Raw genomic sequence first — 17,709 nt, 5'->3', positions numbered from 1 at the left:
AATCAACCGGTAAGAAATTTAATTTCACAAAAAATGTGTTGACGGGTAATTATTTCGTTGCTATACTACGTTCAAAGGAAAATAATTTCACGATAATTAGTTTGGGTGGAATAAAATTTCCTTAGGCGTGAGTTCAGGTGTGACGTTGCAAAATAAATGAAATGGATAGGGGTTGGAAATAGTGAGGATTAGGGAGTTGCTTTCAGTAAGCGGTATCGATTTGAATGTAGATGTTTTGACAAAAGAGGAAGCCATTGACCATCTTGTTGAATTAATGGATAAAAGCGGAAAACTAAGCGATCGGAAATTATTTAAGGAAAAGGTTCTGTCCAGAGAAACCCAATTTACCACAGGCATAGGCGATGGGATTGCGATCCCACATGCAAAGACTACCGCGGTTAAGGAAGCCGGGCTGGCTGCAATGGTCGTAAAAAACGGAGTCGATTTTGATTCGTTGGATGGCAAACCTGCTTACTTATTTTTTATGATTGCCGCTTCGGAAAATGAAAATAATCTCCACCTTGATGCGCTGGCAAGATTATCGGCAATGTTAATGGATGAAGTTTTCAGAAAGCGTTTAATGCAAGCGGAAACAAAAATGGAATTCTTAACGCTCATCGACGAAAAGGAAAGTGCCATAGCTAAAGATAAAGAAAATTCATCTTCAGAATCTTATCGGGTCCTGGCGGTGACTGCTTGCCCAACCGGCATTGCTCACACTTATATGGCAGCTGAAGAGCTTGAGAACAGAGGTAAGCTGTTAGGCATTCCGGTAAAAGCAGAAACGCAGGGAGCGGATGGGGCAAAGAATGTTTTGACTGCTGAAGAAATTGCGAAAGCGGATGGCATCATTATTGCCGCAGACAAAAATGTTGATTTATCAAGATTCGATGGTAAGCCGGTAATTGTGACCAAGGTTTCAGATGGCATCCATAAATCGGAAGAGCTGATTAACAGGATCGTAAATAAAGAGGCAAAAATCTATCACAACAATCAAAATGAAAATGCTAAAGAGGAATCAGAAAGCTTGGGCCATGGTATTTACAAACACTTAATGAACGGTGTGTCCCATATGTTGCCTTTCGTCATCGGAGGAGGAATCCTGATTGCATTAGCGTTCCTGTTCGACGATTACACGATTGATCCAAGTAATTTTGGGAAGAATACTCCGGTTGCAGCGTATTTGAAGACAGTCGGCGAATTCTCTTTTGGAATGATGTTGCCCATTTTAGCGGGTTACATTGCAATGAGCATTGCAGACCGACCAGGCTTGGCTGTTGGTTTTATCGGCGGTATGGTGGCGAATGCGGGTGTTACTTTCAGCAATCCTGCTGGTGGCGATGTGAATGCTGGGTTTTTAGGGGCTTTATTTGCGGGTTTTGTGGGCGGGTATATTGTGTTGGCTTTGAAAAAAGCATGTTCGAAAATTCCCCATTCACTTGAGGGGATCAAACCAATGTTGATTTACCCGGTGGCAGGAATACTGCTAACAGCAGTAGTTACAACGATGATAAACCCATTTGTTGGTGCGATTAACGACAGTCTAAATGGTGCGCTTAACGGAATGGAGAGCAGCAGCAAAATTTTATTAGGGATAGTAGTCGCTGGTATGCAATCCACTGATATGGGTGGCCCGATCAACAAGGCATCGTATGTATTTGCCACTTCTCAATTAGCTGAGGGTAATTTTGAAATAATGGCGGCAGTTATGGCTGGCGGCATGATTCCGCCATTGGCGATCGCGCTTTGCACGACATTCTTCAAAAATCGCTTTACGGAAAAAGAACGTCAGTCGGGCATGGTCAATTACTTGTTAGGGCTGTCTTTCATCAGTGAGGGCGCTATTCCTTTTGCGGCAAGTGATCCGTTGCGGGTCATTCCGGCCTGTATTATCGGAAGTGCTACAGCGGGTGGTTTATCCATGCTGTTCGGCTGTACGCTGCGGGCACCACACGGAGGCATCTTCGTCCTGCCGACAATGGGCAATCCTCTTGCATATGCCCTAGCGATCGTTATCGGATCTTTTGTTGGATGTTTTGTATTAGCTTTGTTGAAAAAACCAAAAATGAGTGAGGAAATGCAATGAAAAAGAGATGTGCACTGCGAGCGTTAGACTTGATTGAAGACGGGATGACGATTGGACTTGGCGGCGGCAGCACCATTTCATTCCTGATTTCCTTCATCCGGGACACCCAGCGGGCTGTTCAAATCGTCACGCCGTCTTATGCGACAGCAAGCTTGTGCGCAAAAGCCGGATTGACGGTCATTCCCACACACCTTGTCCCACAAATTGATCTGGCTTTTGATGGGTGCGATGAGGTTGATCAGTCACTGAATGCATTAAAGAGTGGCGGGGCGATTCATACCAAAGAAAAAATAATCGCATCTTTGGCAAAAGAATACATATTGTTGGTCGATGAATCGAAAGTGTTTCAGGATCTGCGCTTTGATGTGCCGGTTGCTCTGGAAGTGATTCCGGAAGCCCGTCTTTATGTCGCTAACGAAGTCAAAAAACTGGGTGCTGAAGTTGTCGAAAGAAACAGTTCGGCAAAAGATGGCATCACAATGAGTGACAACGGCAATCTGATAATCGATGCCTATTTTCAGCCAACACCGAAGTTGAAGGATTTGAATACGCAATTGAAGCAGATAGTAGGTGTTGTGGAAACATCGCTGTTTTATCAAATAGCGACAAAAATGATTGTTGCAACAGAAACGACAACCAAGATAATCGAAAGGAATGCTGAAAATGAAATATAACTGGGGAATCATTGGAACAGGCTGGATAGCGCATGAAATGGGAGATGCCCTAAAAAATGTCAATGGAGAAATTTATGCAGTTTGTGATGCGAATTTAGCGGGAGCTCAAAAATATGCGGCAGAATATGATGTGAAACATGCATACGGCAGTTTTGATGAACTGCTGGAGGACAGCCAGATTGATATTGTATATATTGCTACCCCCCATAATTTTCATTATGACATGATGAAGAAGGCACTGGAAAAGAACAAACATGTCTTTTGTGAAAAAGCGATCACCGTCAACGACCGACAATTGGAAGAATGTGTGGCAATCGCCAAAGAAAAAAACTTGATCATTTCTGACGGGGTCACCTTGCTGCATATGCCTTTATACAAAAAATTGAAAGAAATTATCGGCAGTGGCAAACTAGGCCGTGTCAAAATGGTCCAGGTGAATTTCGGGAGTTGCAAAGAGTATGATGTAACAAACCGGTTCTTTTCCAAAGAATTGGCTGGAGGCGCCTTGTTGGACATCGGCGTGTATGCGACATCTTTCGCTCGGTTTTTCATGAGCAGCAAAGCGAACGTGGTGTTAACGACGGCTAATTTTTTTGAGACTGGCGTGGATGAGTCGTCGGGGATCATCCTGAAAAATGGCGATGGTGAAATGGCGGTAATGGCATTGACTATGCGCGCGAAACAACCGAAACGCGGAGTGGTTTCCTGCGAAGAAGGATACATTGAAGTAAATGAATACCCTCGGGCAGCTTCGGCGACGATAACCTACACGAGCGATGGCCATCAGGAAGTGGTGGAAGTCGGCGAAAGCAAGAAAGCCTTAGAGTATGAAATCCAAGATATGGAAGACTACATCAGTAATCAGTCTGGCGAAGAGAATCTGCAGTATATTCGTGATGTGATGGCGACACTGACATCCGTCAGAAACCAGTGGGGAATGGTGTATCCTTTTGAATAAGAAATACTTTTTCTTTGATATCGATGGAACACTGACAGACCATAGAACCAAAGAGATAGTGCCGTCTGCCCAAACGGCACTGGATAAGCTAGCAGCAGCCGGGCACTTTGTCGGAATTGCGACAGGACGTGCGCATTACAAAGCAGTCAATTTTATGCATGAAATTGGGTTGGAGAATATGGTTTGCAGCGGCGGGGCAGGTTTGGTGATCAAGGGAGAGATGATACAGAATTTGCCTTTGGATTTAATCAAAGCCAAAAATATTCTTCGGGAAGCGGAACAATTGGGATATGGCATTCTGCTTATGCTGGATGATTCCGTTAAAGTCCATGCCAAGAATGATCTGTTTAGGGAGCAAGCAGGGCCACGCAAAGAACCGACTGCCTATATCATCGATCCGACACTGGATTTCGAGGTGCTCGAATCGATCTATAAAATCTATGTTTCTGTCCCAAGCGAGGAAGAAAATCTATTGACCTCAAAAGGCACATTGGGACACCTGCGCTTTGAACCAGAGTATCTGATGTTTCAGCATGATCAAAAGAATCAAGGCATACTCGATTTGATGGCATACCTGGATGCGCCATTAAATGATGTTGTGGTATTTGGGGACGACTACAATGATCTGGTCATGTTCGATTCAGCATGGACGAATATTGCGATGGGAAATGCTTGCCGGGAATTAAAAAATAAAGCCTCCTATATCACGGCTTCAAATGTCGAAGACGGAATATATAAGGCATGTGAACATTTCGGCTGGTTCTGAATTTTCGTTGTTTGCTACCTTTAAGACCTGATGACCGAGTGGAATGATAAGATAAAAAATCCTCGCTAAGCTTCGAATATCTGGTTCGCCATCCAATATTCAAAGCTTAGGAGGATTTTTGTCTACTGTTCCATCGGAAATCATCAGCCCAAACAAGGCTGGACATCCTTCTAGGCCTGCTTATTACGAACATACAGCTGTTTAACGGATCTGCAGCTTTTCCTTTAGCACTTCCGTCAATGTTTGCGAAAAATTGATGCCTTCCTTTTCTGCGAGAGCATTGACATAATTCGGTATCGTCAACGTTTTTTTGATCATTTTTGTGTTTTCCTTGAGTCTGGCAACTTCCAGGTTCGCCTCGATTGGAATCAGCAGGTCTCCCTTAGACAGAGAAATTTCATCATATTCGGATGTTGGAGGGAAAGGCTCGTTTTCATCCTCTAGCCAGAGGAGATAACCTTCCAGTGCATCTTTCGCCATATGTAAGGCATCCGTCATATTTTTTCCACTGGTGAATAACTCCGGCAAATCAGGGAATGATACGTTGAATTGTGGACCCTCCGGATTAAAAATCGCATAGTATAGAACCATTAGGAAACTTCCTTTCTGTTGTTGGATAAGTGAAGGCAACAAGAAGTTAGCGCAATCCCGCTTGCTTTAGAATGCTGTGTACTGTCCCCTTTGGCAAATCTCTTTTTGGATGAGGAACCGTCACGCGCCCTGACTTTTGTGGGTGTCTGAATTGATAATGGCTGCCTCTCGCGTTGACGAGCACCCAACCGTCTTTCATAATCATCGAAATCAATTGCCTTGAATCCATAGCAAACCTCTTTCTTAATACGTAATATAATACGTATATTTCTTGGTGTCAAATAGAACCTATCCTCAATATACGAGGTCCGCCGAAATCTGATGCTAAGATCTATCAAATCTTGATGCTCAAAAGCACAGCAAAACCCCACCGGAAATGCTTATCCATCAAGCATTTCCGGTGGGGTTCAAATTATTCGTAATAGTTAATCCGCCGGCACGAACTGGCTCAGCGCCTCTTCCTGTTCCGCAAGCGTCCGTCTGTAATAGCGGAAGCCCTTGTCCAATCGGCGGATTTCGTTCATTTCATCGTCCGTCAATGCGAAGTCGAAGATGCCGAAGTTCTCTTTGATGTGGACCGGGTTGGATGATTTCGGAAAAACGATGATGCCTTCTTGGATGTGCCAACGCAGAATGATCTGGGGATTCGTCTTGCCGTATTTCCCAGCCAATTTGGCGAAAACGGGCTCGTCGATCAAAGCCGCATCGCCGTGGCCCAAGGGATACCAGCTTTCGATGACCGTTCCATAAGGCGCGACCCGCTTCTTCAGCTCGTTTTGTTGATAGTAGGGATGGCATTCGACCTGCAGAACGGAAGGGTTGATCGTCGCGGCAGTGAGCACTTCTTCCAGCCGCTCGGATTCGAAGTTGCTCAAGCCGATGCTCTTCACTTTGCCTTGGGCGACCGCCTTCTCCATGTCTTTCCAGGCGCCCAGATAATCGCCGAACTGCTGGTGCAGCAGCAGGAGGTCGATGTAATCCGTCCCTAGACGCTCCAGCATTTTGTCGATTGCTTTTTCGGTTAAACCCTCGCCGTATTCGCTCGGCCACAGTTTCGTTGTGATCCAGATTTCCGCTCTCGGAATGCCGCTTTCCTTCACGGCCTGCCCAACACCGCGTTCGTTTTGGTAAGCATGCGCGGTATCGATGTGGCGATAGCCCAATTTAAAGGCTTCCAGGCAAGCTTTACTAGTCTCTTCGTCCCCCGGAATCTGGAAAACACCCAGTCCGAATTGCGGAATTTTGTTGCCGTCGTTCAAAGTGATGTACGTTTGTTCCATAGTCATTTCCCTCCGATAAATTATTTGTATGGATCCACTGTAAACTATGGAGTTGACTCCAAGTCAAGCGCGAAGAATATTAACCTTCATAAGCGGTGAAGTGGAAGGAATTTTGGAGAGGAATTTGGTTCTCCATTCAAGCCTCTTCCCTTGCAAATTTCCCTGATTAGTCATACAATGATAGCGATTACAAAATTCGAAAGGGCGGATTGTATGACTCAAACAGTGTATACCAACTATTGGCAGAATCGGATCGGCAACATTCGGAAGGAACATGGCAGCTACAAAAGCGAGGAAGAGGCGATAGCGGGGATCAAAGCCTGGTGGGAACTGCACAAGGAAAATCACAAGCATGTGCAGTATAACCGCACCAACAGCGGCGCTCTCGAAATCGTCTACGACGACAACAACTATGTCTATCGGATCGAGAAACGCACAATTGAAGGTGCCTTGCCCAAACGAACGTACCGACTGAAAAAAGCCGGAGAAGTGGAATCACTGCGCGGGAAATACAATCTCAACAAAGAATCGTTCCTGTTCGACGAATTACCCGAACCAATTCGCGACAGGCTCATCCTTGCGATGGCCGACATCAACAAAGCCCGCAACCATGTCTACGACAGCGAAGGCCGCCTGATCCGCGGACTTGAGGACAAGATCCGGACGGACAGCACCATTCCATTTCGAAAGAAAATCCCTAATCTGAATATATGAAAATAATCAAACCAGCACAAACGCCAAAACGTTTGCACTGGTTTTCATGTTGCGCCTAAGTTGTGCTAATATGTGAAGTGTAATCAATTGACTAAGTGGGTGATGAGATGATAGATAAAGAAACGGCCCAAAAAATTCTGGATAAATATGACCGAGACTATGCAACCTTTTCTGAAAAAGCAACGCGTAAGGAATTTCATACAGTTTTGAAATATGTCGCGGATGAGTCTAACAGAAGACAACGGAAGCAAGTCGGGTTAGACAAATAAAAGACAGCATAAAGAGAATTATGATTACATGAAAAACCAGCACAAACGCCTAAAAACGTTTGTGCTTATTTTATTGCCGACTTCCCAAAAATGCTTATAACGGCTTGCAAATGATTATAAGTGCTTATATAATTAAGCAAAAAGGTGGTGGGATGGTGTATCAGGAAGAGCGGATTCAGCAGATGCAACGGCTGCTGGAGGATAAGAAAAGACTTTCCAAAAAAGAAATAATGGCAGCATTCCAGATTTCGTCCGACACTGCGCGCCGGGATATCCTGGAATTCCTGAAAACCGGGATGGCTGTCCGCACGCATGGCGGCATTATGCTGTCTGAATACAGCCCGAGGATTCTCACTTTTGGGGAGCGGATAGGCATCCATAAACCTGAAAAAGAACGGATGGCTGCCCGCGTTTTGGAAGAAATTGCAGAAAACAGCACGCTATTTTTGGACGTATCGACCACGTTATTGTTGGCAGCGCAGAAACTGAACAAAGCGTGTACGGTTTTTACGCATTCGTTGGACAATGCCTTCGCCTTGGGAATGAATCCCAAAATCAAGGTCCATCTTTTGGGCGGGGAATTGAATCATGAAGACAGGTTTTTCTTTTCGGTCCGCAGTCTGAAGGAAATGGATGCGATAAAATTTGACGTTTGTTTCATCGGAGCGGCGAGTTTGGAGGAAGAGGGCGTCTTCTTTAAGGAAGCGAACAATGCCCTGATCAAGCAAAAAGTCGTGAAGCAAAGCCGACAAGTGGTGTTGGTGGCTGAAAATCAAAAATTCAGCAAAGAGGCGCAGTTCAAAGGCGCTGCTTATCAGGACGTCGATTGCTTCATCACCGATAAAGCTTTGACAGCAAAGCAGCAGACTTATTTCGAGGATCAGACCGAAATCATCTTTGAGGAGGAAACGATATGACAAAAGTCGCGTTGGTATTCAGCGACATAGATGGCACGTTATTGGATTCGAAGCACCAGGTTTCACCCGAAGCCATTCAAATCATTCAAGACTTGGTTAAGCAAGATACGAAAATTATTCTCGCATCCGCCAGACCGCCAGGTGCGATGATTGCCATTGCCGATGAAGTCCAGTTGTCCTCCCCGCTGGTTTGCTTCAACGGGGCGTTGATCACGCAATATGCAGACGGATCCTTCGATGATTTGTACAGCCTGACTTTGGAGCGACCGGCCACCGTGCAGCTCTACCAAACCATATCCACAAAATTTCCGGAAGTAAGCTTCAATATCTATTCCGGCGATCGCTGGTACGTCGAACGCGAAGATGCCTGGGTGAAGCAGGAAGCGGCTATCACCCGGATGGATCCGGAAATCCTCTCAATGCAATCTTTCCTGAACGAGCAGCTGCCTGTCCACAAAATACTGTGCATGGGCAATCCGGATGACATCCAAAAACTGGAGGATGAATTGGAAGGGGCAAACCTATCAACTATTTCCTACTACCGATCAAAAGACACCTACATGGAAATCGTCAATAACCAAGTATCAAAATTAGGAGCCCTTGACTTTTTATGCGAAAAATATGGCATTGCCTTGGAGAACACCTTAGCAATCGGCGACAATTTCAACGATATGCCGATGATCGAACACGCAGGCAAAGGAATCGCAATGGGCAATGCCCCCGAGGAAGTAAAACAAGCTGCTGATTATGTAACGGACACGAATGATGAGAATGGGTTTTATAAGGCTCTGGCACTCGTTTTAAGATAATGAAACCAAAACCAGCACAGACGCCAAAAGACGTTTGTGCTGGTTTTTTTGTATAGTCATTGCAGCTCAATATGATACTATATAACTATTAGTAAATTGGAAGAGGGACAGTCATGAAAAAAGAAATCCACGTAGTTGGGGCAGTCATAAAAGCAAACAATAAAATCCTTTGCGCACAGCGGGGACCAGGGAAATCTTTGGCTTATTTATGGGAATTTCCTGGAGGGAAAATCGAATCAGGCGAAACTGATAAAGAGGCTCTTGAACGGGAAATTCGGGAAGAGTTACTTTGCAAAATTGAAGTGAAAAATAAAGTCACTACTACACGTCACGAGTATGATTTTGGATTTGTAAATTTAACTACATTTGAATGTGATTTGCTGGAAGGGGAGCCTTCGCTGACTGAACATGTTGCTGTGAAATGGTTGGCGGTGGAGGAACTAGCAACGTTAGAATGGGCACCTGCTGATATTCCAGCAATAGAAATTTTGATGGGACAAACAATTCGATAGCAGAGAGAAGGCAGTCACGTGTATACATTAGTGAATAATACGAGCCAGAAAAATTTGCTGGATGAGCTGACACAATCTTTGGAAGGTTGTAGTCGTTTTTATTTTAATGTTGCCTTCGTAAGTTATTCTGGTGTCCAGTTATTACTGGATAGTTTTAAACTCGCAGAGAGCAAGGGCATCACAGGTAAATTTATTACGGGAACTTATTTAAATTTTACGGATCCAAAAGCAATTCGAAAGTTAACGACTTTCAATGATTTTGATGTGCGCGTATTTTTGGCTACTGAGATACAAGGATTTCATCCAAAAGCGTACATTTTTGAATACGATGACTTCTACAAAGTGATCATCGGCTCCTCAAATTTAACGAATTATGCATTGAAAAGTAATATTGAGTGGAATCTCCAAGTCATTGCTAAGAATGATGATTCTAATGAAGAGTTTTTAACCTACTTAAAAGATAGTTTTGACCAGATTTGGGATTGTAGTTTAGAAACAACTGAAGATTTCTTGCGTCAATATGAAAAACACTACCGTGGCGTTCGTTATCAAGACCTCGTTCATTCACCAAGTGTTGATACGCGACAAATCTTTACTTATCCCTTAGGTCCACGTTTAATAGCTAACAGTATGCAAAAAAGTGCAATGCAGGAACTTGCTCTATTGCGTGAAACAGGAAGCAAACGTGCGTTGGCGGTTGCGGCTACCGGAACGGGAAAAACCTTAATGGCAGCATTTGATGTGCAGCAGGTACAACCTAAGAAGATGCTGTTTTTAGTTCATCGGGAAATGATTTTGGAAAAGGCGATGGAGTCGTTTGCGAGGGTTGTAAGCATCCCTAAGAATAAAATGGGGCTTTTGACCGGAAATAAGAAGAGTTATGATGCTGATTATTTGTTTGCGACGATTCAAACGATGAAAAAAGAATTTTATAGTTATCGTCCGGATGAGTTTGAATACATTGTTGTGGATGAGGCGCATCATGCCACAAGTCCTTCTTATCAAAAAGTGTTAGATCATTTCAATCCGAAGTTCCTTTTAGGAATGACAGCTACTCCGGAACGTTCCGACAATGGGAATGTGTTTGATCTTTTTGATAACAACTTGGCTGTTGATATTCGTCTGCGCCAAGCATTGGAAGAGAATTTACTCGTTCCGTTTCATTACTATGGAATTACTGACCAAACCGGAGTCGATTTAAGCGATGAGCGATTGACACCAGAACAAATTGCTGAAAAATTAAATGTTACAAGCCGCGTTGATTTCATAATCGAGAAAATGAATTTCTATGGTCATGATGGTCCAAAACGAAAAGCTCTCGGTTTCTGCATCACAAAGAAACATGCCGAATTCATGGCGGCTGAATTTAACAAACGCGGTATTCCAAGTACATACTTGACGGGGGAAGACTCAGAAGCGGAACGGGTACGTCAAATCCAACTACTTGAGAGTGACACGGATAAGTTAAATGTCATCTTTACCGTTGATATTTTTAATGAAGGAATTGATATTCCGAGTGTTAATACAGTTTTGATGCTACGTCCAACCGAATCCGCAATCGTATTTACCCAACAATTGGGCCGTGGCTTGCGTAAAGCGGAGCAAAAAGAATTTCTAACTGTCCTGGATTTTATTGGAAATTACAGTAAGTCATTTTTAATCGCCATTGCGCTTTATGGATCCCGTTCGGTGACAAAGAAAGAAATCACCCATGCAGTTCGTAAAGGCTTTCGAAACATTCCGGGTCCAACCAATATTCGGATGGATGAAATTGCTAAGGATCAAATTCTAGAACAATTAGAAAGTGAAAATTTCTATGCGCTTAAATATTTAATAGAAGATTACCAAACTTTTAAAGGTGCCTTGGCAGGGAAAGTTCCTTACCGTCTTCAAGATTATTTGACGTTAGAAGGTGCGCCGGATCCGGTGTTGTTCTTTAGTAAATCCGTTAAGACTACCAAATCAGATAACTACATTGCATTTTTACAAAAGGTAGAAAAGGATAATGAATTGGTTCAAAAATTAGCTTCTAATAACAGCTTCATGGGAATTTATACCAAGCTACAGAGTTATTTACCTTTGAAACGTCCACATGAGTTTGCGATTTTAGAGCTGTGCTTTAACCAAGAGCGCTTTACTAAAGAAGAAGCAATCCAACAAGTAAATCGCTATGTTGATGGTGATCAAACAGACACCACGGCACATGCATTAGAGACCTTTAACCTTAACTACGCGGATAAGAATGAAATTCACGGCATCAAAATTGTTGAAGAAGTTGCAGGTAATCTTTATGCTTTCAACAAGGAATTACTCACCTGTTTAGAAGATGAAGAAGCAGGTCCGTTTCTTAGTGACGCTATCCATTATGGTTTGATGCGTTACAAAAATGAATTCGGTCATGAGAACCTGGGCTATCCATTCCTGCAACTCTATAGTGAGTATTCGCAACGAGAAGTCGGGATAATGACGAACTTTCGTAATACCCATTCATCCTTTAGGGGAAGCACTTTGCAAAATGAAATAGGCGGCGCTCATTATTTCCTATTTATCGATTTGCATAAAGAAGCTGATATCGATGAAAATATCAACTATAAGGATAAATTTATTTCGCAAAAACAGTTCCAATGGGAGAGCCCTAACAGTACCAATGTGGATTCTGACCGTGGCAGGGACTTAACTCAAAATGAAGCATATGGAAAAACCATTCACCTATTTGTGCGCAAGTATAAAACGGTGAATAAAGTGACACAACGATACACGTATATCGGTCCTGCAAAGGCAATTTCACATCAAAACGAAAAACCAATTGAAATTCAGTATCTATTGGAAAATAAAATGCCAATTGATCTGTACCAAGAGTTTGAACCAGAGAAAGCAGTCTTTTAGTTTCGGAAAGAGTTTTTAGGGATGACCAAATGATTCAAAGGCTACTGGAAATAACGCACCGCCTGATAGCTAACCATCAAATACACATAAATATTAATTGCATATAAACAAATGGAGCGCTTTTTATAATTGGCGCTCCTTTTTGTGCTAAAAAAGGGTTTACTTTAGTTGGGAAAAAGCGTATGTTAAGGTGTGATACCTAAAATTCAATAAATATAAAGGGAGTTTTGCTATATTATGGGAGCTGAACTAAATCAGAAGCTATTTAGCGCTGCAGACAATCTGCGCAGCAAGATGGATGCGTCTGAATATAAAAACTATTTACTAGGGTTGATTTTCTACAAATATCTCTCAGATAAGCTTTTAGAAAAAGTTGTTGAATTAGCTGGTGAGTCATTGGATGAATTTTCCAATGCGGATAAGCAGACGGTTTTGTATCGTCAGCTACTTGAAGATGAAGATACAAAGAGCGATTTGATCGAAACGTTAGTCGATACTCTTGGCTATGATATTGCAGCGGATCATTTATTCAATGTTTTGACGATGCAAGCAAATCAGAATACATTCCAACTGAACGACTTAAATAAAGCATTCATTGACTTGTCGACTAAGTACATTCAATTTAATGGGTTATTCGATGATGTAGATCTAAAATCCAAAAAATTGGGTGCAGACGATCAGCAACGTAACGTTACCATCACTGAAGTGTTAAAAAAACTCAACGGCATTGATGTGCTTGGACATAACGGCGACGTTATCGGGGATGCTTATGAGTTTTTGATCAGTCAATTTGCCTCCGAAGCAGGGAAGAAGGCTGGAGAATTTTACACGCCTCATGAAGTTTCGGATATGATGGCAAGGATCGCTGCTATTGGGCAAGAGGATAAGAAATTGTTCAGCGTATTTGACCCGACTATGGGATCCGGTTCTTTGATGCTCAACATCCGGAATTATTTGAATTATCCGAAAAGCGTGAAATATCATGGTCAAGAGCTTAACACGACCACGTTTAACTTGGCAAAAATGAATTTGATTTTGCACGGTGTCGACAACGAGGATATTCGTCTGCGCAACGGCGATACCTTGAATAAGGACTGGCCAACAGATGAACCATACACATTTGACTCCGTAGTAATGAATCCCCCATATTCTGCTAAATGGTCTTCAGATGACACGTTCCTGGATGATTCGCGGTTTAATCGCTACGGAAAATTAGCGCCGAAATCAAAAGCCGACTTTGCCTTCTTGTTGCATGGATTTTATCACTTGAAAGATTCTGGAACGATGGCTATTGTTTTGCCGCATGGTGTCTTGTTCCGTGGTGCAGCTGAAGGCGTGATTCGTAAAAAATTACTGGAAGATGGGAGCATTGACACAGTAATAGGGATGCCAGCGAACTTGTTCTTTGGCACATCGATTCCTACGACCGTTATTATTTTGAAGAAAAACCGGACTACTCGAGATGTTCTGTTCATTGACGCAAGCAAGGACTTCATCAAAGGCAAAAATCAGAACAAGCTATCGCAAGAAAACATCGACAGAATTGTTGAAACCTACAAAAAACGTGAAGATGTCGAAAAGTTTGCGCATGTTGCGAGTTTTGAAGAGATCAAAGAGAATGACTTCAACTTAAATATCCCACGTTATGTCGATACGTTTGAGGAGCAAGAAGAAGTCGATATTGTTGAGTTAGGGAAAGAACTTGTGGCTCTCAATCAGCAAATCAAAGCAGCTGAAAATGACTTCCTTTTAATGCTGGATGAACTGGCGGTTACAGATGAAACACGCGACATCATTGAAGCAACAAAGGCGGTGTTTCGGTGATGTCTGAGGAAACTAAAAAGGCGCCAGTTATACGTTTTAAAGGTTTCTTTGACGACTGGGAACAGCGTAAGTTAAAAGACTTAGCTCTTTTCAATCCTAAATCTATTTTGCCAGAAGAATTTGAATATGTTGATTTAGAATCAGTAAGTGGGACCACTATGGTATCCCATAGAACTGAAACAAATGGAAATGCACCTTCGAGAGCGCAGCGATTGGCTATTAAAGGTGATGTTTTTTATCAAACTGTGAGGCCTTATCAAAAAAATAACTATCTATTTGATTTACCTTATGATAACTACGTTTTCTCTACTGGCTATGCACAACTAAGACCTTATGGTGATAGTTATTTTTTATTAAGCAGATTACAAGAAGAACGCTTTGTATTAAATGTTCTTGACCGCAGCACTGGAACAAGTTATCCAGCAATTAATTCTAATGACTTAGCTCAAATAGAAATTAATGTTCCTTCCCAAACTGAAGAACAATCTAAAATCGGAGCCTTCTTCAAACAGCTGGACAATACTATCGCTCTTCATCTTTGTAAGCAACGAAAACTAAACCAGTTGAAACAAAGCTTGATGAGAGAAATTTTGCCTCAGAGTGACTCTTTTTCACCACACCTTAGGCTTGCAAACTTCAGAGATCCATGGGAGAAACATCAGTTAAAAGAAGTTCTTAAGGTTAATTCGGGGAGAGACTACAAACATTTAGATAAAGGTAATATACCTGTTTATGGAACTGGAGGATACATGTTGTCAGTTGATGGAAAACTGTCAGATATCGATGGCATTGGTCTTGGGAGAAAAGGGACAATTGATAAGCCCCAATATTTAAAAGCTCCATTTTGGACTGTTGATACTTTATTCTATCTAACACCGTTTCCAAATTATGATATATATTTCTTGTATACCTTGATTCAGAGCATTAATTGGAAATCTATGGATGAATCAACAGGGGTTCCCAGTTTATCAAAATCAGTTATAGAAAGGGTAACGCTAACGTTCCCTGTTTTAGAAGAGCAACAGAAAATAGGGTCTGTTTTTAAACAACTAGACGATACTATAATCCTTCATCAAAAAAAGGTTGCTCATCTAAAAACACTGAAATGTACTTTACTAAACAAAATGTTCATTTGAAAAAGGCACGCGAGGTGCCTTTTTTCATTTTATATCAGTAAAGCCAAGTGTTTCATTATCTTGTCATTGTCTTGATTTTCGAGTTCTTGAATGATGTGTAGATACGTTTCTTGTGTGGTAGTCATGCTGGAATGTCCCAATCTAGTAGCTACACTCGCAATCGAAACGCCTGCAAACAATAGTAATGACGCATGTGTATGTCTGAGGCTATGAATGGTAATGATTGGAATATTTGCATTTGTGCAAAGGACCTTCAGACGATAATTGATTGTTGAATTGAATACCCTGTTTTTCACAAAGATGGGTTTGTTCGGATCTAAATTTTTGATCAGTTGCGAAAATTGCATCGCAGTTTGCCAATCAATTTGCAGTGTTCGTTTTGAGGATTGATTCTTCGTAGGTTGAAAGTTCCCTGTAGTACCTTTATAGTTCCAGGTTTTTGTAATGCTTAGCTTTTGCTTTGAAAAATCGAAATCATTTGGAGTAAGTGCAAGAGCTTCAGAAAAACGCAACCCTGTTTTTGCCACCAATAAAATAAACCAATCCCAATTGATTTCAGATGATAAATCCAGTTGTCTAAGCAGCGCTTGAATTTCAAATTGGTTTAAAAACTTCGTTCGCTTCTCCTTAGGCTTTTTCCCCTTGATGATGATTTTTCGCGTGGGATTTGTGGCAATCAACCCCTCATCAACCGCATCCAGTATTGCGCCTTTTAATTGATGGTGAAAATCCATTGTGGTTTGTTTTTCATGGGTGAGTGCATAATCATTCAAAAGCTGCTGGTATTTCCGTCTGTCTATCTCCCCAACTTTTAAATTAGGCGCTAGCTCATACACTCGTTGGAGGGACATATTATATTTACTCAACGTTACGGACCGCACAGCCCCAACCTTGTATAATTCAATCCATTCCTTGAAATACTTGTAGAACAGTTGATCTGACTTCCTTTTTCTAACCAAAATAAAGACCTCCTGATAATAAATTTGATGAACATGTCATCGCTTAATTATCAGGAGGTCTTTTGGATGCTGCAAATAATATGACTATACGAACATTTTTGCTAATAGCACTTGCTTCAGATCCATTAATTTCTCTAATTTGCTTTGATGAAGAGCGATAGAATCATCAAGTTGTTTGAACAGGTTCCCAATTTTAGTTTGTTCGTCTTTTCCATGTGGATATTTGATATCTGTCTTTTTCAAAGCAGATTTTGAAATTGAACTAATCTTAGTTCCTTGTATTAACGGCAATAGTTGATCATGAAACGCTGAAGAATTCATGTAATAGCCAAGATATCCAGATGCAAAAGTCCAGTTTGGTCTGCTCGGAATTGTATGTAATCCTGCCAAGATATTTGCATCTTCTATCCCTCCTAATTCACTACATTTACCAACAGTTTCATTTTCGGCCGCATCAGCAATAACAATGTCACCATCTTTTAAAATTGAGGATTTGTATTTTTCTACAAGTTGCTTATTTGCAATCATAGGTAATTGATACTTTGAGACATCCAAATATTCTCCAAATCTAATTAAGATATCGCCATAATGGATATTCATAGCATAGCCACTCTTATAATTTAAATCTGCTCTGGATAAAGAATTATTCTGGACGTGAGAAAAAACTTCATCGAACTTACTCTGTTTCCAGGGCTCGGAAAAACCTGCAAATCTTAACGCCGGCATATTCTCCTTATTTTGCGGGAAAATTTGCTTCAAATACGTTTGTTTCAGCTGCTTTAGCAAGGTTAACTTTCGCTGATGAAGAGCGATAGTATCATCGAGTTTTTTGAAAAAAGTAGCGATACGTGATTGTTCCTCTGGTTTTGGTATGATAACCGAGTAATCATGAACGTCATTTCTATTTAATGTTGGCACACCACTACCTGTTCCAAATTTTGATAAATCTACGTGGTGATATAAGTAATAAACATATCGAGGGCAATTATCAAAAAAATTTGTAACCCATAAAGATGTGTTGTGGGGCCAATAGTTTTGTTCAATAAACACTACGTTCCCAATTGATCCGGAACGTCCTGTAATGACACCCGGAGCTTTGGCCTTGTATTCTGAATGCCATCCTCCAATCCCATTTGAAAAGAGAACTGGATAAGGTCCCTCACTAATTTCAGATTTAGGAAGATCAAAACCCCTTTGAAGGGGGGCAACGTCTTTCAACTTACGCTGTTCCCAATCGTAATTTCTCATAAATGTCACATTTAATAAAACAATCGTGATATAATTTAATAGATAATTTGTGGGGGAATTAAGTATATAGCTTAGGTGGG

17 protein-coding genes are annotated in these 17,709 nt (G+C 41.7%); 12 read left to right on the top strand and 5 right to left on the bottom strand.

Annotated elements, in window-relative coordinates:
- Positions 1-181: 181 nt before the first annotated feature.
- The 4 genes from BMX58_RS02545 to BMX58_RS02530 are packed head-to-tail and all read left to right on the top strand — an operon-like array spanning position 182 to position 4,484.
- Positions 182-2,086, top strand: a complete 1,905-nt coding sequence (locus BMX58_RS02545; protein WP_068622095.1) for a PTS fructose transporter subunit IIABC — start codon at positions 182-184, stop codon at positions 2,084-2,086.
- A complete protein-coding gene (gene rpiA, locus BMX58_RS02540) occupies positions 2,083-2,760 on the top strand; it encodes a ribose 5-phosphate isomerase A (RefSeq protein ID WP_068622093.1) in 678 nt (225 codons plus the stop codon). The genes BMX58_RS02545 and rpiA overlap by 4 nt, the downstream gene beginning before the upstream one ends.
- Positions 2,750-3,718 (top strand): Gfo/Idh/MocA family protein, encoded by a 969-nt coding sequence (locus BMX58_RS02535; RefSeq protein WP_068622091.1) that lies wholly within the window; start codon positions 2,750-2,752, stop codon positions 3,716-3,718. The genes rpiA and BMX58_RS02535 overlap by 11 nt, the downstream gene beginning before the upstream one ends.
- Positions 3,711-4,484: an HAD hydrolase family protein gene (locus tag BMX58_RS02530; protein WP_068622089.1), complete on the top strand. Its 774-nt coding sequence runs from the start codon at positions 3,711-3,713 to the stop codon at positions 4,482-4,484. Before BMX58_RS02535 ends, BMX58_RS02530 begins: the two co-directional genes overlap by 8 nt.
- A gap of 201 nt (positions 4,485-4,685) precedes the next feature.
- Here BMX58_RS02530 and BMX58_RS02525 read toward each other — a convergent pair whose 3' ends face one another.
- From BMX58_RS02525 to BMX58_RS02515, 3 genes are all read right to left on the bottom strand, one after another.
- On the bottom strand, positions 4,686-5,075 hold the full coding sequence (locus BMX58_RS02525) for a type II toxin-antitoxin system HicB family antitoxin (protein ID WP_068622087.1): 390 nt from the start codon (positions 5,073-5,075) through the stop codon (positions 4,686-4,688).
- Between the two features lie 46 nt (positions 5,076-5,121).
- On the bottom strand, positions 5,122-5,304 hold the full coding sequence (locus tag BMX58_RS02520) for a type II toxin-antitoxin system HicA family toxin (RefSeq protein ID WP_068622085.1): 183 nt from the start codon (positions 5,302-5,304) through the stop codon (positions 5,122-5,124).
- 196 nt (positions 5,305-5,500) lie between these two features.
- Positions 5,501-6,355 (bottom strand): aldo/keto reductase, encoded by an 855-nt coding sequence (locus BMX58_RS02515; protein ID WP_068622083.1) that lies wholly within the window; start codon positions 6,353-6,355, stop codon positions 5,501-5,503.
- A gap of 213 nt (positions 6,356-6,568) precedes the next feature.
- On the opposite strand from BMX58_RS02515, the gene BMX58_RS02510 reads away from it, so the two are divergent.
- The 8 genes from BMX58_RS02510 (at position 6,569) to BMX58_RS02475 (ending at position 15,422) form a co-directional block, all read left to right on the top strand.
- Positions 6,569-7,069 (top strand): hypothetical protein, encoded by a 501-nt coding sequence (locus tag BMX58_RS02510; protein ID WP_068622081.1) that lies wholly within the window; start codon positions 6,569-6,571, stop codon positions 7,067-7,069.
- A gap of 107 nt (positions 7,070-7,176) precedes the next feature.
- Positions 7,177-7,338 carry a hypothetical protein gene (locus tag BMX58_RS14625; RefSeq protein WP_086988780.1) on the top strand — a complete coding sequence of 54 codons (162 nt, stop codon included), beginning with the start codon at positions 7,177-7,179 and terminating at the stop codon, positions 7,336-7,338.
- 152 nt (positions 7,339-7,490) lie between these two features.
- A complete protein-coding gene (locus BMX58_RS02500; protein WP_239420529.1) occupies positions 7,491-8,255 on the top strand; it encodes a DeoR/GlpR family DNA-binding transcription regulator in 765 nt (254 codons plus the stop codon).
- Complete coding sequence (locus BMX58_RS02495; protein ID WP_068622079.1) at positions 8,252-9,064, top strand: Cof-type HAD-IIB family hydrolase; 813 nt, start codon at positions 8,252-8,254, stop codon at positions 9,062-9,064. Before BMX58_RS02500 ends, BMX58_RS02495 begins: the two co-directional genes overlap by 4 nt.
- 113 nt (positions 9,065-9,177) lie before the next feature.
- Entirely contained in the window at positions 9,178-9,576 is a 399-nt protein-coding gene (locus BMX58_RS02490) for a (deoxy)nucleoside triphosphate pyrophosphohydrolase (protein ID WP_068622077.1), read from the top strand.
- An 18-nt stretch (positions 9,577-9,594) separates the two neighbouring features.
- Positions 9,595-12,462: a DEAD/DEAH box helicase gene (locus BMX58_RS02485; protein WP_068622075.1), complete on the top strand. Its 2,868-nt coding sequence runs from the start codon at positions 9,595-9,597 to the stop codon at positions 12,460-12,462.
- Between the two features lie 237 nt (positions 12,463-12,699).
- The gene (locus BMX58_RS02480) at positions 12,700-14,286 is read left to right on the top strand and encodes a type I restriction-modification system subunit M (RefSeq protein ID WP_068622073.1); all 1,587 of its coding nucleotides are present in this window, start codon (positions 12,700-12,702) and stop codon (positions 14,284-14,286) included.
- The gene (locus tag BMX58_RS02475; RefSeq protein WP_068622071.1) at positions 14,286-15,422 is read left to right on the top strand and encodes a restriction endonuclease subunit S; all 1,137 of its coding nucleotides are present in this window, start codon (positions 14,286-14,288) and stop codon (positions 15,420-15,422) included. The genes BMX58_RS02480 and BMX58_RS02475 overlap by 1 nt, the downstream gene beginning before the upstream one ends.
- A 29-nt stretch (positions 15,423-15,451) precedes the next feature.
- Here BMX58_RS02475 and BMX58_RS02470 read toward each other — a convergent pair whose 3' ends face one another.
- Both BMX58_RS02470 and BMX58_RS02465 read right to left on the bottom strand, forming a co-directional pair.
- Positions 15,452-16,381 carry a site-specific integrase gene (locus BMX58_RS02470; protein ID WP_068622069.1) on the bottom strand — a complete coding sequence of 310 codons (930 nt, stop codon included), beginning with the start codon at positions 16,379-16,381 and terminating at the stop codon, positions 15,452-15,454.
- A gap of 84 nt (positions 16,382-16,465) precedes the next feature.
- Positions 16,466-17,629, bottom strand: coding sequence for a restriction endonuclease subunit S (locus BMX58_RS02465; RefSeq protein WP_084253818.1), 1,164 nt, complete (start codon positions 17,627-17,629; stop codon positions 16,466-16,468).
- Positions 17,630-17,709 lie beyond the last annotated feature (80 nt).

This window comes from Trichococcus ilyis, assembly GCF_900109135.1.
Lineage (GTDB): Bacteria > Bacillota > Bacilli > Lactobacillales > Aerococcaceae > Trichococcus > Trichococcus ilyis.
The sequence above is the reverse complement of the archived record's forward strand: the minus strand, read 5'-3'. Positions and strand labels throughout refer to the sequence as shown.

Coding starts and splice junctions, on each gene's coding strand:
- rpiA (WP_068622093.1), top strand. CDS start 2,083: ATGAAAAAGAGATGTGCACTGCGAGCGTTAGACTTGATTGAAGACGGG.
- BMX58_RS02535 (WP_068622091.1), top strand. CDS start 2,750: ATGAAATATAACTGGGGAATCATTGGAACAGGCTGGATAGCGCATGAA.
- BMX58_RS02525 (WP_068622087.1), bottom strand. CDS start 5,075: ATGGTTCTATACTATGCGATTTTTAATCCGGAGGGTCCACAATTCAAC.
- BMX58_RS02520 (WP_068622085.1), bottom strand. CDS start 5,304: ATGGATTCAAGGCAATTGATTTCGATGATTATGAAAGACGGTTGGGTG.
- BMX58_RS02515 (WP_068622083.1), bottom strand. CDS start 6,355: ATGGAACAAACGTACATCACTTTGAACGACGGCAACAAAATTCCGCAA.
- BMX58_RS02510 (WP_068622081.1), top strand. CDS start 6,569: ATGACTCAAACAGTGTATACCAACTATTGGCAGAATCGGATCGGCAAC.
- BMX58_RS14625 (WP_086988780.1), top strand. CDS start 7,177: ATGATAGATAAAGAAACGGCCCAAAAAATTCTGGATAAATATGACCGA.
- BMX58_RS02500 (WP_239420529.1), top strand. CDS start 7,491: ATGGTGTATCAGGAAGAGCGGATTCAGCAGATGCAACGGCTGCTGGAG.
- BMX58_RS02495 (WP_068622079.1), top strand. CDS start 8,252: ATGACAAAAGTCGCGTTGGTATTCAGCGACATAGATGGCACGTTATTG.
- BMX58_RS02490 (WP_068622077.1), top strand. CDS start 9,178: ATGAAAAAAGAAATCCACGTAGTTGGGGCAGTCATAAAAGCAAACAAT.
- BMX58_RS02480 (WP_068622073.1), top strand. CDS start 12,700: ATGGGAGCTGAACTAAATCAGAAGCTATTTAGCGCTGCAGACAATCTG.
- BMX58_RS02475 (WP_068622071.1), top strand. CDS start 14,286: ATGTCTGAGGAAACTAAAAAGGCGCCAGTTATACGTTTTAAAGGTTTC.
- BMX58_RS02465 (WP_084253818.1), bottom strand. CDS start 17,629: ATGAGAAATTACGATTGGGAACAGCGTAAGTTGAAAGACGTTGCCCCC.